Origin of the sequence: Silicimonas algicola, from assembly GCF_003970735.1 — a bacterium.
Classification (GTDB): domain Bacteria; phylum Pseudomonadota; class Alphaproteobacteria; order Rhodobacterales; family Rhodobacteraceae; genus Silicimonas; species Silicimonas algicola.
The window spans coordinates 1,134,478-1,148,408 of record NZ_CP034588.1; the positions used below are offsets into that span (position 1 = coordinate 1,134,478).

The window sequence follows — 13,931 nt, forward strand, 5'->3', positions numbered from 1 at the left end:
ATGACTTCAGGAGAAGGCGAAGTTGTCTGGCACGCGGATTTCGGGCCCGCCATGCCGAAACAGAACTGGATCCCCGCGCCGCGCTTTCTGCTTCGCCGTGACCGGATCAGGCGCCATTTGCGCGACGTCGCGCCCTGCCGCGTGATCGACATCGGGTGCGGCCCGGCGAGTATTCTTTCCGAACTGGCCGTCCGCGGTTTTGACGCCGTGGGCGTCGACCGATCCATTGATGCATTGGGGCTCGCCCGAAATCTTATATCTGCCGAGCGGCCGGTCACGCTTGAACCGAAGCTTCGGCCGGAGTGGAAGGAGAGTTTTGACCTTCTGTTGTCCTTCGAGGTTATTGAGCATCTCGAAGACGACGTCGGCGCCATGCGGGACTGGGCAGCGTATCTGCGCCCCGGTGGGCGCCTTCTGCTGTCGACGCCGGCGCATCCGGATCGCTGGAACGCCGCGGATGAATGGGCCGGCCACGTGCGCCGGTATGAACGTGACGGGCTTATCAGGGCCGTCACCGACGCGGGCTTCACGGTAGAGACCGTCGAATGCTACGGATTTCCGCTCGCCAATGTCATGGAGGTCCTGCGTGCGCGGGCTTATGGCAAGGTGCTCGAGCGAAAGCGCCGGACCGCCGCATCGGCCGAAGCTCTCACTTCTGAAAGCGGCAGCGATCGGAGCGTAGAGTCCAGATACTGGAGCATTTTGTCCTCGAAACCGGTGGTTCTTCTCATGAAAGCCATGTGCCAGCTTCAGAGACCGTTCCTGCGCACAGATCTGGGAAACGGTTATCTCGCTCTTGCGCGCAAGGATTGAGCGTTGGCGCACAAACTCCGCTACCTTGGAACGGCACTCGCCCTTGCGTTCATCGGCTACGTCATGTGGGGCGGCATAGGCGATTTGCCCGAGGTGGACCTTCGCTCCACCTCGGCGCTTTCCAAAATCGCTCTGGCGCTTCTAGCCTATGCCCTGTCACAAGTGATCGGAGCCCTCGCCTGGCGGTGGATCCTGAGCGTCTGGTCCGTTTCCCTTGCACCAGGCCGAGCGGAAAGCCAGCACCTTGTGTCGCAAATCGGCAAGTACGTGCCCGGAAACGTTGGACAGTTCGTCGGCCGTTTTGCTCTCGCCCGGCAGGATGGAGTGCCGTTGCCGGTCATCGGTCTGGCGACGCTTTTCGAGATCGGGCTGCTGATCGGCACCGGCGCGCTTCTGGTGGTTGGGTTCGCCACGTGCCTGCCGGGCTATGCTGACGCACTTCTTTCTTCGACCACGATCCCCGACTTCGGTGAGGCCGTCTGGATCGTACCCGGTCTGGCCGCCTGCGCTGCGATCGTTTCAGGAGGGGTCTTGTTTCGCGAAATGCGCCGCCAGCATTTGCCCGCCGCTCGTCCGGCAAGGTTCGCCGTGCCGGTCCTTCTCTACGCGGCCGGCTTCACTGTGCTCGGCATCTCCCTGTCTCTCGTTTCGGCCGTTGTTGCGCCGGACACCGGGGTCTCGGTCGGCTTCGCCACAATCCTCTTTGCAGTGGCCTGGATCGCAGGATTCGTCATGCCGGGCGCGCCGGGCGGGGTCGGCATCAGAGACGGGATTCTCGCCGTCGGTCTGGGGCTTGTGGTGGGCGACGGGGCAGGGTTGGCCGTTGCCCTCCTGCATCGCAGCGTCACCACAGTTGGGGATGTGGGCATTTTCGGGGTCGGCTGTGTCGTGCGCCGGAGTACTTAGCGGCTGTCAGGTACTGTCATTTGTGGACGGCTCCGGTTTTGCAAGGGGTTTCATAAGCGCCGTGGATCGAAAGCTGGTGCGGTCATTTGCCCGGCCTGTGCGCGCGGAGTCTTATTGAGCACATTCCGATTTCCGTCGATAGTTCGCAATTTGATGTTCATTGCTTGTGCAGGCGGCGCATAAAAGCGGCGGTTCAAGGTCGCGATGGGGCCGCGCTTGGCCCCTACTCCTCGCTCGCGGCGGGTCTGCCCGAGTCCGTGAGCCCCCTGGGAAAGGACATGTCTCTCTCTGACCGCAGAGCGGAGTGCTCAGCCCGTGTGCTTCATCCGCAGATATATTCGCCGCATTCGGCGGAACGCCGTCAGGATTTCACCCAGGATCACAACCCAAAGCGCCAGTTGCAGCACACCGGTCGGATCGAGCAACAGCGCCAGAGACGCGGCAAGGATCGCGGCGATCGTGACGGCGGCCATGCGGTGTTGCTTGGCCATCGGGCCCGAAAAGTCCATCGCCTGGCCGAGCGAAGCCCCGAAGGCGCGCAGGTACGAAATGAGGACCGCGAGGCAGGCGGCAGCCCAGCCTGCGGATGTGACACCCGCGCCAAATCCGAAACCGACCAGGATCAGCACGTCGGCCAGACGATCCGGAACTTCATTCCAGAAGGGACCGGTCGCGTCCCCGCGCCCTGCCTCGACCGCGACCATGCCGTCGAAGAGGTTGCAGAGCAGACGCAACTGAACGAAGCCCGCGCCCGCCAAAAGAAGTGCGATGTCGAGCCCCGGTGCGCTTCGGTCGACACCGGCAAAACACGCCCCGGCGAAGGCTGCAAAGACGACGCTTGCAGCCGAGATCTGGTTCGGCGTGATGTTCGCGGCGGCAAGACGACCTGAGATCGCCTGCGCCCAACCGGTATCGCGACTCTTGAGGGGACGCCGGTTCTTGAGGTCAGCCAAGGGAAGGCCTCCGTCGAATGTAGCAATAGGCGAAAATGTAGCTTCCAGACACAAGGAGCGGGACTGAAACGGTCGCCGCGAGTTCCGGCGTTCCGGACACCCGATGCGCCGCAAGGAGAAGAGTGGCGGAAAACAGAAGCGACGTCCCCGCAGCCAGGGACCAGTGCGGCAGGAACCGAAGAAGACGGTCCGCGATCATCTTGAGGCAGGCGGTCAGAAAGCCCGACAATGCGGCCTGCAGAACGGCGGCTCGCACCGTCTCGGACACTTCGTGGTGACGGTTCGCATAGAAGGACCAACTCCCCATCAGCACCGCGCCGAAGGTCACGTGGACCCATGTCTGTGATGCCAGACGCCTGATCACGTCCACCAGAAGCGCGTCAGGTGGAAGAAGATCGGCGCCGAGAAGACGACCGAGTCGAGTCGATCGATGAACCCCCCATGGCCTTCGATGGTGTGTCCCCAATCCTTCACCCCGCGGTCGCGCTTGATGGCGGACATCACGAGGCCGCCGAAAAAGCCCATCAGGGCGATGATGAACGCCATGATCCCGGCCTGCAGCGGGGTGAAGGGCGTCAGCCAGTAGAGGGCCGATCCTATCAGGGTTGCAGAGGCCACCCCGCCGACAAACCCCTCCCAGGTTTTCGAGGGCGACAGCTTGGGCGCAATCTTGTGGCGACCCAGAAGCTTTCCCCAGACATACTGCAACACGTCCGAAAGCTGCACGACGACGATCAGAAAGGCGATCAACAGGACACCGCGCCCTTCGTAACCCTCGATCTTCAAGGTAATGAGCGCCGGGACGTGACTGGCGCAGTAGACGCAGATCATCAGGGCCCATTGCACTTCCGCCACCCGCACAAGGAAGTTCCGGGTTTCTCCGCGCAGCGCCGAGACGATCGGACCCAGAAGGAAGCAGTAGACCGGGATGAAGATCGAATAGATCCCGTATTCGCCCGCCCAGATCAGCCAGTACTGCAGCGGAATCACGACAAAGAAACTGGCAGCAAGCGTCCAGTGATCGGCCCGATGCGCATTGGTCAGCGTCACGAATTCTCGCAGCGCTGCAAAGCTGCACAGGGCGAACAGGATCACCACACCCGCCCGACCCGCTAGAAAGGCGATGCCGATCAGGACGACCATTGCCCACCAGGCACGGATACGCGCGTTCAGGTTTTCGATGACGGCGTTCTCGCCGTCGGGGGAGTAGGTGCGCTCCAGAATGGCGCCGATGACGCTCGCTACGATCAGCAGACCGATGATCGACGCCAGGAGATAGATGAGATCGGGGATCATGAGAGAGGTGCCGATAGCTCGAGAAGGGCGTTGCGCGTCCGGCCGAGAAAGGTCTCCTTGTCGTCACCGTCGAGATGTTGAGGTGAGCCGAAGGTCACCTTGCAGAGCAGGGGCACCGGTACGATCTCGCCCTTCGGCATGACGCGGTTGAGGTTTTCGATCCAGACGGGAACGAATGCCGTTTCGGGGCGCGCATGGGCCAGATGATAAAGGCCGGTCTTGAACGGCAGAAGCTTTTCCTCGGTCAGATTGCGCGTGCCTTCGGGGAAGATGATCAGCGACGCTCCCTGATCCAGCGCTTCGGCCATCTGTTCGACCGCAGCCTCCCTCGGCGCGCCGCCGGTCCTGTCGATCAGTACCGCGTTGAAGACATGTCTGCCGACGAAGCGCTTGAGACCGCTGCCCATCCAGTAGTCCGCCCCGGCAACAGGGCGCACGCTCTTGCGCAAACGTCGCGGAAGCACCGCCCAGATCAAGACAAAATCGCCGTTGCTTGCGTGGTTGGCGTAGTAGACCCTTTGCCCTGGGATCGGCTCCACCCCGATCCACTCGGCGCGGACAGCGGTGATCAGCCGCGCGAAGAATTCGATCCCATGGGCCGCAAGCCGCGCGACGATGCGCATAGGGAGCGATAGTTCGGTCGTCATGCTCGGACACTGTGCGGGACAAGGGCAGGAGACGGTGTTCTCCAAACGCGATGATACGACGTCTTCCTGATCTGCGGCAAAAAAGAAGAATTCGCGTGAGACGCGCTGCAGGGCATCCACTCGCGAACCCGATCCGACCAGATCGAAAGGGGTGACATCCAAACCAAACAGAGCGGGAAGGCCATGAGTTGAACCTGAAGTTGTGTTTTGAACGGTATAGGCGACAAGAGGGCGTATTCGCAGCGAATATGAGCGGCGGAGGATGGCCCCCGGTCGTGGGGACGTCTGCACACTGGAAAGGCGGCGTACTCTCGGCACGGTCTGGATAGTAGCGTCTGCGGGTCGACGCTTCGGGTGAATCGCTATAGCGTTTCTGACAGTCGATGCCTTCAATCGGCCATCGAGGTGCACGAAATTTTGGCTCTGGCGTCATCGAACCTTACGATTTCGGCAAACGACGGGACCGGCTTCGATGTCGAGGAAGACTTTGTGCGGGCTCTGGTGTCCGACGCACCTGACTCCTGGCCCGAAACCCTAAATGGAACACGCGTTCTCGAACGCCTCGTGTTTCACGGCACCGAAGTTCTCTCGGCTGCCGCTCTGAAGGAGATGGAGGGTGTACCCGCCGAGGTTCTCGATGCTGTCGAGCGTGCTGCGCTGGTCCAGGGCTTCTGGGAGGATCGTCACCGCAAGGTTATCGGCGATGCCGTCGACGCGCTGGCAGAGGCTGGTATCGACAGCGTCATCCTCAAGGGCACGGCGAGCGCTTACAGTGTCTACGACATGCCTGCGGCGCGGACGAGGGGGGACACCGACCTTCTGATCGCGGGGGAGAACGTCGACCGCGCCGGCAGGATACTCGGCGACCTCGGGTTCGGGCGTGATACGACCTTCTCGCTCGGCGGGGCCGTGACCCAGTTCAGCTTCAGCCAGGCCGATGCAAGCTGTGGGTGGGAGCATGTCATCGACCTCCACTGGTCCCTGAACAACTCAGCCGTTTTGTCCCGCGCCTTCTCCACACGGGAACTGCTCAAAAGATCGGTGCCGCTGGCCCGCTTCTCCGCGATGGCCCGCGCACCTCATCCCGTCGATGCGCTGCTGATCACCTGCCTTCACCGCTTCGTTCATCTCGTCTCGCCCTACTCGGTCGAGGGTGTCGACCACTTCAGCGCCGACAGGCTGATCTGGCTTGCGGACATTGATCGCCTCGCGCGCACCCTGTCGGATAAGGACTGGGGCGCGCTCCGCATCGAGGCCACCCGCAGGGGCCTTGCCGACGTCACAGCTTCGGGACTGGAGACAGGCCAGACGATTTTCGGCACACCACTTCCGGAGGGACTGATCGGCGAGTGGAACGCCTCGCCTCCGTCTTTGGTCGACAGATATCTGAAGGCTGGGCGGATAACGCGGACATGGATGGACCTTCGGGCCCTCGACGGAGCCGGGGCGAAGGCCGCTTTCGTTCGCGACCACCTGTTCCCGCGCGCCGACTATATGCACGCCCGGTTCGGAGAAGGCGGAAGCCTCTCGATCCTCTACCTCCGTCGCGTCCTGCGCGGTCTGGCGAAGGTGCTGCGACAGGACCTGGGCCGGCCATGACCTTCACGCGCCTGATCGGCCTTGCGCGGCCTTACTGGCTGCCATTGTCCGTGGTGTCCGGCCTTCTGGTGCTGCGGACCAGCGTCGCTCTCGGCATACCCTGGCTGGGTGGGAAGTTCGCCGCCGGCGTCTTTTCGGACCGAGCCATCGACCTCGATCTCGTGCTGCTGGCGGTCGTGGTGCTCTTCGGCGTGCGGTCGGCTCTGGCCTATGTCACCGACCGCCGCATGGCCACGCTCTCGGCGAGGATCGTGACCGACCTTCGCCAGCGCATCTTTACGCATATCCAGAACCTGCCGCTCGGTTATTTCCGGCAGAGGCGCCAGGGTGATATCCTGTCGTTTGCCGTCTACGAGCCCGAGCACCTCAGTGCCTTCGCGACCGGCACGCTGACAAGCCTCCTTCCCAATATCCTTGCGGTCGCGGGCGCACTTGCGGTCATGGCGAGCATAGCGCCTCTCCTCGCCGCGATCGTGCTCCTGCTTGTGCCACTCTTCTACGTGGGTCTCCGGCTGATCGGCCGCAGGCTGCGCCCGCTCTCGGTCGAGGCGCGGGACGCCTACTCCGACCTCGTCTCGACGGTCGACGAGAACCTCTCGATGATGCCCGCCGTCAAGGCCTTCACCCGGGAGGTGGACGAGGCCGAAAGCTACCGCCTCCGCGCCGAACGCCTGCGCTCGCTCGAAGTCGAACGCGAGGGGCTGACCGCTCTTTTGAACGCTGCCATCCAGTTTGGAGCGGTCTTGGCCATGGTGATCCTGCTGAGGCTCTTGGGCGACAGGGTGACGGGCGGTGCGATGTCGGTGTCGGACTTCGTCACCTTCCTACTCTACGCGGCCTTCCTGACCGGCCCGTTCTCCTCGCTCGCCGGTGTCTGGGCCGCGACGCAGCACGCGCGCGGCGCGATGACCCGTCTCGACGATCTGTTCGGCGAGGCTGGAGAAGGGCCAGCGATCGCGGCGCCGGCGATCGGTCCGATCCGTGGAGACATCGTCTTCGAGGACGTCCACCTTGCCTATCCGGGCCGCGCCTCGGCCCTGAACGGCGTCGATCTGCGCATTCCGGCGGGTCAGACGGTTGCACTTGTGGGGGCGAACGGCGCGGGCAAGACGACGCTCGTCAACCTCCTCACGCGCTTCGACCGGCCCGACCGGGGGGTAGTCCGGATCGATGGCACCGATGTGTCGACCGTCGATCTTCGCAGCCTCCGAGAGCAGATCGCCGTCCTTTCGCAGACCGTGCTCCTCTTCAACGCGAGCATCCGGGAGAATATCGCCTTCGGCCTTCGCGGTGCGGGTGACGCGGCCATCGAAGATGCCGCACGCCGGGCGCAGGCACACGCATTCGTCAGCCGGCTGCCGGACGGCTATGACACCATCGTCGGCGACCGCGGCATTCGCCTCTCGGGCGGTCAGGCACAGCGGGTGGCCTTGGCGCGTGCGCTGCTGAAGGACCCGGCGATTCTCGTCCTCGACGAACCAACGGCCATGTTCGACCCCGAGGGAGAGGACGCCTTCATCGCGGACGCCAGGGCGGCCTTCGCCGACAGGACGGTCATCCTCATCACGCACCGTCCGGGCAGCCTGGCGCTGGCCGACCGGGTGGTGACGTTGAGCGAGGGCAAGGTGGTCGCGGACGAGGGGAAGACGATTGCTCTGAGCACGCGGCGCGAGGTGCGTGCATGAGCGGCATCGCCGGCATCATCCGCTTCGACGGCGGTCCCGTGGATCTCCGCGAGGTGGAGGCGATGACGACGGCCATGGCGCATCGCGGTCCCGATGGCATCCGGCACTGGTCGTCCGGGTCGGTGGCGCTGGGTCACTGCATGTTGGTGACGACGAGCGAGGCTCTCGAGGAGACCCAGCCTCTGACAAACGAGACCGGCGACCTCGTCCTCGTGATGGACGGGCGCGTCGACAACTGGGAGGAGCTCCGCGCCACGCTTCTGGCGAAGGGCGCTCAACTGCGCACAAGGGCCGACGCCGAACTCGTCCTGCGGGCTTACGAGACGTGGGGCGAGGAGTGCCTTCAGTGGGTCGATGGCGACTACGCGCTGGTGATCTGGGACGCGCGCCGGCGCCGTGCCTTCTGTGCTCGAGACCGGATCGGGGCCAAGCCCTTCGTCTATCATTGGGACGGCAAGCGGCTGATCTTCGGCTCGGAGATCCGCGCCGTTCTAGATGCGACGGGCGAGCCGAGGCGTTGGAATGAAGGGTTTCTGGCGGAAACGCTTGCGGCCAGCTGGGTGTCGCGGGACGAGACCTTATGGCAAGGCGTCATGCGCCTTGTCGCCGCGCGCTACATGGTCGTCGGCGAGGGGAGCTGTCGGATCGAGACCTACTGGCATCCGGAGAATATCCCGCTGCTGCGCTACAAGCATGACAGCGAGTACGTGGATCACTACCGGGAGGTGCTCTTCGACACGGTGCGGCGGCTGAGCAGGTCACATCGTGTGGTCGGCTGCGACGTCAGCGGGGGCTTGGATTCGTCGGCCGTGTTCGCGGTGGCAGATGCGCTCTGGCGCGAGGGGCTGCTGCCTGCGCCGGATATCCAGGGGTATACGCTGAAGTTCGAGGAGGGGACCGATGCATATGAGTTGGATTACGCTCATGAGGTGGGGGCGCACGTCGGACGGCAGATCAAGGAGGTGGAGCCCACGCTGAAGCCGCTTGAGTGGTATCTGGATGAGGCAGTGCGGCGGGCAACCATTCCCAATTTCCCGAATGGCATCATGCAACTGAGTGAGTATGAGGCGCTGAAGGAGGCGGGAGGTAGGATTCATCTTGACGGCGTCGGCGGGGACCAGTGGTTGGCTTTCGCTGATAACGACCTGGCGGAAGCGTTTCAGACGGGTCAATGGCGAGAGGCAGGGCAAAGTATAATGACAGACGTCCGTCAATTTGGCGTGGCTCACGCAGCGTATCGAGCCATGCGTCACGGTGTATACCCAGTGCTGCCAAGGCGGGTACGCTCAGCGGCCAATAACCTGAGGTATGCACTAAGACGACTTCCCCGCCTTGAAACGGAGTGGCTTGAGCAATCGCTAAGACAAAGGTTGGAAGAAAGGCAACAGTATTACGCTCAATGCCTGACGCCACGCATGGCGATCGGACTGAGAGAGAGGGTCCTGACCCTGCGAAGTGCATACAATGCTCTGGCACGCGAGAGGCTTGACGTCATGGCAAGTCAGGCGGGAATCGAGAGACGGTCGCCGCTACAAAGCGAGAAGTTTATTGAAATGGCGCTCTCTCTGCCGCTCACACAGCTTCGACGTGGAAAGACAGACCGCGCTATACATCGAACTGCGATGCATGATTGGCTACCCGCAGTGGTACACTCTAGGCGAACGAAGGCGGAGTTCTCGAACGTCTTCGCATGTGTGTCGGAGGAGCTGGATTCGGCCTTGTCTCATCCTGAACCCTTGGCGCCAGGTTGGACTGAGGCAGAGAAACGCGATTTGCTCCGTGCCGACTTGAGGTTTCCTAACCGAAACGGCGATCATTGGGCATTTGGTATGCTGCTGTGCCTCCTGTGTTGCAGGTCCATGTTGGAAGATGCTACGCTTGAAAAGGCAGTGTCTTAGCTCAGGGAAAGTTGACTCAATGAAGGATAAGTACTTCGAGCCTGTAGCTCAGAAGGCATACTCGAAGCCGAGCTTGACAGATTTTGGTCGGCTACACCTGGTTACCCGCGGGACCATGGGAACGGCGAGCGATTCGTCGGAGAACATGACCAAACCGACAGGTGGAGGCTGAGCGACATCACGGCAGTTCGCGCTGCCTTATCGCCGCTACCATTGCAAAAGTGGCGGATAGCGTCGGTTGCCAGCAATCAGCGGCACTGCTTCTTGTCAGCCTGCGGAATATAGATTGTCGTGTGATGACGAGGGTAAATGCTGGCCGAGCACCTTTCTTACGTTGAAGATGTCCAACGGACGCGACTTTTTACACAGGCTGTAGAGCGCGTCGTAAAAGCAAATGACGACGTGTTGGACCTCGGGTGCGGGGTAGGTATTCTTGGTCTTCTTTGTCTTCAGGGCAGCGCTAAGTCCGTCATCGGCGTAGATAAAACAGCGATCGTCGAGATTGCCAGTCGGGTGTACGCTGTGGTGTCCCGGACCAAACGTTCCGGACCAGTGCGCATGGACGCCAGCAGGTTTTTGCTGTCCGACCGTGTTGACCTTATTGTTTGCGACCATGTCGGCTACTTTGGTCTCGACTACGGCATCCTTAAGATGCTCAAGGACGCCCGCAGGCGCTTTCTTAAGATGGGCGGGCGCATTGTCCCTCAAGGACTGGGGCTACACCTTGCCCCCGTTGGCGGCCAGCAAAGTTCCCGTATTGCGCGAGGTTGGACACGTGAAGGCATTCCCGCTGGCTTCCACGCGCTGAATGCCTACACAGTAAACACGAAACATGCCGTCGAACTGCGACTGGAAGACGTCCTCGGACTGCCGGCCTTGCTTGGCGAAATCGACTTCATGACGGAGACGCGCGAGTCGTTCTCCTACAAGGCCGAACTTACCATCACCCGAGGCGGGAAACTCGAAGGCCTCGCTGGTTGGTTCGATTGCACGCTGTGCGAAGGCGTTACGATGACCAATTCTCCGCTTCGCCACGACCGCATCAACCGGAGCCAGGCGTTCTTCCCGATCGAGGAAGCGATTGAGGTCAGCGACGGAGACAGGTTGCGCGTGACAATGGCGATGCGGCCCGACGAGAACGTCTTCGCATGGACGCTCGAGCACGTTCCGACCGGGCGGCGCTTCCGCCAGTCGACCCTTCAGGGCGAGATCCTTGACGCGGACGACCTCCGCCGTGCCCGGCCCGACCATGTTCCCGTACCGACTGTCGACGCTCGGGCGGGCGCCATCGTCCTCGGCTACTGTGATGGCAGGCTTAGTCTTCGGGAGATCGAAGAGGCTGTCCTCCACGACCATCCGGACCTTTTTCCGACGCCCGAGGCGATCCGCGACTTCGTGAGATCCTGGCTCGCGGGCTGGACGCGATGACAGAGGCGCCCGCAGTTATGCCGCCGCGGGTTCAACAGCCCCTGGCGGATCATCCGTTCAACCGCTGGTCGTTCGAAAGCGAAGTGCACTGGCTTCTCTTTCATCGCTCGACGGACGGGTACATCCTCCGGTTTCCCGACCTTGCGGATTTCGAGATCGGGAAAGACGGAGCGAAAGCCCTATGCTGGCCCGACCCTTCGCTCGACGATGTGACGCGCGACCACCTGTTCCTGAACCAGGTCATTCCCATGATGCTGAGCGCACGGGGAGAGCTGGTCTTTCATGCCAGCGCCGTGGAGACGGGCGATGAAGCGATCGCCTTCATGGGTCCCTCGGGGCGAGGCAAATCAACTCTTGCAGCGAGCTTCGCACTCTCCGGGCATCCCTTCCTGACGGACGACACCCTAGTCGTCAAACGCAGCGGCGAACACCTTGTGGCGCTTCCGAGCCATCCCTCGGTCCGAATGTGGGACGATTCCCGGACCGCACTTCTCGGAAATGCGCCTCTCGCACCACCGGTGTCCTATACTGACAAGGCTCGCATGCTCGCAGTCGAAGCGCTTCTGCATTGCGATGCGCCTCGCCCCCTCAGGGCTGCATTCTTTCTCGGAGAGGCTGAGGTCGAGATCGCCACCATCAAGGACCTGCGCGGTGGCGAGGCGCTTGCGGCCTGGATGCGCAACGTCTTCGTCCTCGACATCGAAGATCGGGCGCTCGTTCGGCGTGTCTTGGACCGTGTCGCGGACGTGGTCGAAGCGGTACCCTCTATTGCCTTAGACCTGCCGCGCGACTACGCTGCCCTTCCAGCGGCGAGGGAGGCGATCCTCCGTCGTGTTGGCTTTCCACGACCGGTTCTGGAGGAGGCGACGTGACGACGCCCGACACCCGATTTGACGTGCCCGCACATGTCGCGACCCGCGAGGTCGACGGCGAACTCGTCCTTCTCGATCTGGAAAGCGGGGTCTACTTCGGTCTGGATCCAGTGGGCGCGCGCATATTTTCCCTCATGGCCGACGGCAAGACCTTGTCCGAGGTGCACGAGACGCTTCTCTCGGAGTTCGAGGTCACGTCGGACGTGCTGGAGCGTGACATCATGGATCTCGTCGGGGAGCTCGAGCGGTGCAAGCTGGTCGAGGGAGCCACCTGAGCGCGACGCGACCTTCTTCGACGGTGCGGCTGGCGGGCAAGCTCTCGAAGGCAACACGTCTCAGCGGTGACGAACGGCGCGCTCTGAGCCAGGCGGCTGCGGCCTTGCTGCGGGCGAGGCTTGTCCTCGGGCGGCTTCCGGCGCGACGGCTTGTCGAGCAGCTTCAAGCCGACGAGGCTGCAACGTCCGACGACACTTTGGATCCAGTCATCCTGGCCCGGCTGAAGCTACTGGAATGGGCGGTACGGACTGCGGCCAACAACCTTCCCTGGCGGACCGACTGCCTGGTGCGCTGTCTGGCGGCGCAGGCGATGCTGCGACGCGAGGATCTAGGCTCGAGGTTCTTTCTGGGTGTGCGAAAGACGGAAGACGGCGACCTCGCGGCGCACGCCTGGCTGCGGTGCCACGGCGTCACGGTCGCGGGTGGAGAAGGCGAGGGTTTCGAGGTTCTGCTTCGCGCAGAGGGCGGTTCCTTGGAAGGCTCACACGCTGACCGGGAATGACTACGGTGGGGGAAGACATCAGGTGTGAGCGGAGCCTTCTGGACCGGGAACCTTCGCAAAGCTAGAACTGCTCATCCATCTTTTCCCGGCTCTGCCCTCGAACAGACAGTCTTCAACGTCAGAAAGGCACCGAGTTGAAACGCGCAGACTTCGACCCGACAACGGTAGAGCCCGACGGACGGGCTCCCGCGAAGGCAACTCTTTACGACGCCACGGGAACGCCGCCCTGGCGCGGTCATGTCAACGGCGAGACGCTGGGCGGGCCGGTCACCGTTCTGACCTACGGGACTGACGTCGTAGGGCAGGGGCCGCGGCTTCACGTCCATCCCTATGACGAAGCCTTCATCGTCACCGAAGGGCGGGCCCGCTTCTTCGTGGGAGACGCCGTGATCGATGCGGAGGCGGGAGAAGTCGTCCTGGGACCGAAGGGCGTGCCCCATCGGTTCGAGAACCTGGGGCCAGGACGGCTTCAGACCATCGACATTCATCATTCTCATCGGTGGATCCAGACGGACCTGGACTGAGGGCGTCCATGCAGGTCATCGACGGTCTGGGCCTGAGAACGGGCCGGATCAGCGCGAGGTGAGCAGGAATACAGGGCTGCTCACCCTAAGCTGCGATCTCCCACGAGAATTCTGACCGAGAGTACAGCTTTTGGTTTACTGAGTGATTAGAGGCCGACTCCATCGGGGTGTTCGAATCGACATACGGGGTCGAAGAGGGCTTTGTCGCGGACGGCCGCCTTGAACCCTCTTGAGCGGCGAGACGCGCCGACAGAGTTGATCCGCATACGCGGCATCAGACAGCGTATGAGCGAAGATATGCTTCTGATATTTAACTTTGTTCTCTCCACCGAAGATCAAGGGAACGACTTGCCCGTCGCGGCGTTGCGCTGATGTTAGATGGGAAATGGGAGGAGGCGCCATGAAGTGGGAACAGATCGAAAACAAATGGACCGCCATGTCGCGTCGCATGCGACCGGAGAGATGCCTGCAGGGCGCATATCGTGTCCTGCCTCTGGCGGCCTCAGAGGGGTCTGTGACTAAGGCAACAATC

The 13,931-nt window shown here is 62.5% G+C and carries 14 protein-coding genes; 10 read left to right on the top strand and 4 right to left on the bottom strand.

Features of this window, described 5'->3' with window-relative positions; genetic code table 11:
• Entirely contained in the window at positions 1-813 is an 813-nt protein-coding gene (locus EF888_RS05755; RefSeq protein ID WP_206508435.1) for a class I SAM-dependent methyltransferase, read from the top strand.
• A gap of 3 nt (positions 814-816) precedes the next feature.
• Positions 817-1,719 (top strand): lysylphosphatidylglycerol synthase domain-containing protein, encoded by a 903-nt coding sequence (locus EF888_RS05760; RefSeq protein ID WP_109757872.1) that lies wholly within the window; start codon positions 817-819, stop codon positions 1,717-1,719.
• 308 nt (positions 1,720-2,027) lie between these two features.
• Here the strand turns inward: EF888_RS05760 and EF888_RS05765 are convergent, their stop codons facing one another.
• From EF888_RS05765 to EF888_RS05780, 4 genes are read right to left on the bottom strand one after another with little or no spacing between them, the layout of a single operon-like run.
• Positions 2,028-2,672 (bottom strand): CDP-alcohol phosphatidyltransferase family protein, encoded by a 645-nt coding sequence (locus EF888_RS05765; protein WP_109757873.1) that lies wholly within the window; start codon positions 2,670-2,672, stop codon positions 2,028-2,030.
• Positions 2,665-3,000 carry a hypothetical protein gene (locus tag EF888_RS05770; RefSeq protein ID WP_206508437.1) on the bottom strand — a complete coding sequence of 112 codons (336 nt, stop codon included), beginning with the start codon at positions 2,998-3,000 and terminating at the stop codon, positions 2,665-2,667. The genes EF888_RS05765 and EF888_RS05770 overlap by 8 nt, the downstream gene beginning before the upstream one ends.
• Positions 3,001-3,032: 32 nt before the next feature.
• Positions 3,033-3,968: a phosphatidate cytidylyltransferase gene (locus tag EF888_RS05775; protein ID WP_109757875.1), complete on the bottom strand. Its 936-nt coding sequence runs from the start codon at positions 3,966-3,968 to the stop codon at positions 3,033-3,035.
• Positions 3,965-4,933 carry a lysophospholipid acyltransferase family protein gene (locus EF888_RS05780; RefSeq protein WP_428842847.1) on the bottom strand — a complete coding sequence of 323 codons (969 nt, stop codon included), beginning with the start codon at positions 4,931-4,933 and terminating at the stop codon, positions 3,965-3,967. Before EF888_RS05780 ends, EF888_RS05775 begins: the two co-directional genes overlap by 4 nt.
• An 87-nt stretch (positions 4,934-5,020) precedes the next feature.
• Here EF888_RS05780 and EF888_RS05785 point away from each other — a divergent pair, with 87 nt between their 5' ends.
• The 8 genes from EF888_RS05785 to EF888_RS05815 all read left to right on the top strand — a co-directional run bounded on the left by EF888_RS05785 (position 5,021) and on the right by EF888_RS05815 (position 13,399).
• The gene (locus EF888_RS05785; RefSeq protein ID WP_164721578.1) at positions 5,021-6,214 is read left to right on the top strand and encodes a nucleotidyltransferase family protein; all 1,194 of its coding nucleotides are present in this window, start codon (positions 5,021-5,023) and stop codon (positions 6,212-6,214) included.
• Positions 6,211-7,899, top strand: a complete 1,689-nt coding sequence (locus EF888_RS05790) for an ABC transporter ATP-binding protein (RefSeq protein ID WP_164721579.1) — start codon at positions 6,211-6,213, stop codon at positions 7,897-7,899. The genes EF888_RS05785 and EF888_RS05790 overlap by 4 nt, the downstream gene beginning before the upstream one ends.
• Positions 7,896-9,797 carry an asparagine synthase-related protein gene (locus EF888_RS05795; RefSeq protein ID WP_109757879.1) on the top strand — a complete coding sequence of 634 codons (1,902 nt, stop codon included), beginning with the start codon at positions 7,896-7,898 and terminating at the stop codon, positions 9,795-9,797. The genes EF888_RS05790 and EF888_RS05795 overlap by 4 nt, the downstream gene beginning before the upstream one ends.
• 309 nt (positions 9,798-10,106) lie before the next feature.
• Positions 10,107-11,225, top strand: a complete 1,119-nt coding sequence (locus EF888_RS05800; protein ID WP_109757880.1) for a 50S ribosomal protein L11 methyltransferase — start codon at positions 10,107-10,109, stop codon at positions 11,223-11,225.
• Positions 11,226-11,242: 17 nt separating this feature from the next.
• Positions 11,243-12,097, top strand: coding sequence for a hypothetical protein (locus EF888_RS21695; protein ID WP_164721580.1), 855 nt, complete (start codon positions 11,243-11,245; stop codon positions 12,095-12,097).
• Positions 12,094-12,372: a PqqD family protein gene (locus EF888_RS21700; RefSeq protein WP_164721581.1), complete on the top strand. Its 279-nt coding sequence runs from the start codon at positions 12,094-12,096 to the stop codon at positions 12,370-12,372. Before EF888_RS21695 ends, EF888_RS21700 begins: the two co-directional genes overlap by 4 nt.
• Before the next feature lie 23 nt (positions 12,373-12,395).
• Positions 12,396-12,875, top strand: a complete 480-nt coding sequence (locus EF888_RS05810) for a lasso peptide biosynthesis B2 protein (protein ID WP_206508438.1) — start codon at positions 12,396-12,398, stop codon at positions 12,873-12,875.
• 134 nt (positions 12,876-13,009) lie between these two features.
• Entirely contained in the window at positions 13,010-13,399 is a 390-nt protein-coding gene (locus tag EF888_RS05815) for a cupin domain-containing protein (RefSeq protein ID WP_109757883.1), read from the top strand.
• The last annotated feature ends 532 nt before the right edge of the window (positions 13,400-13,931 follow it).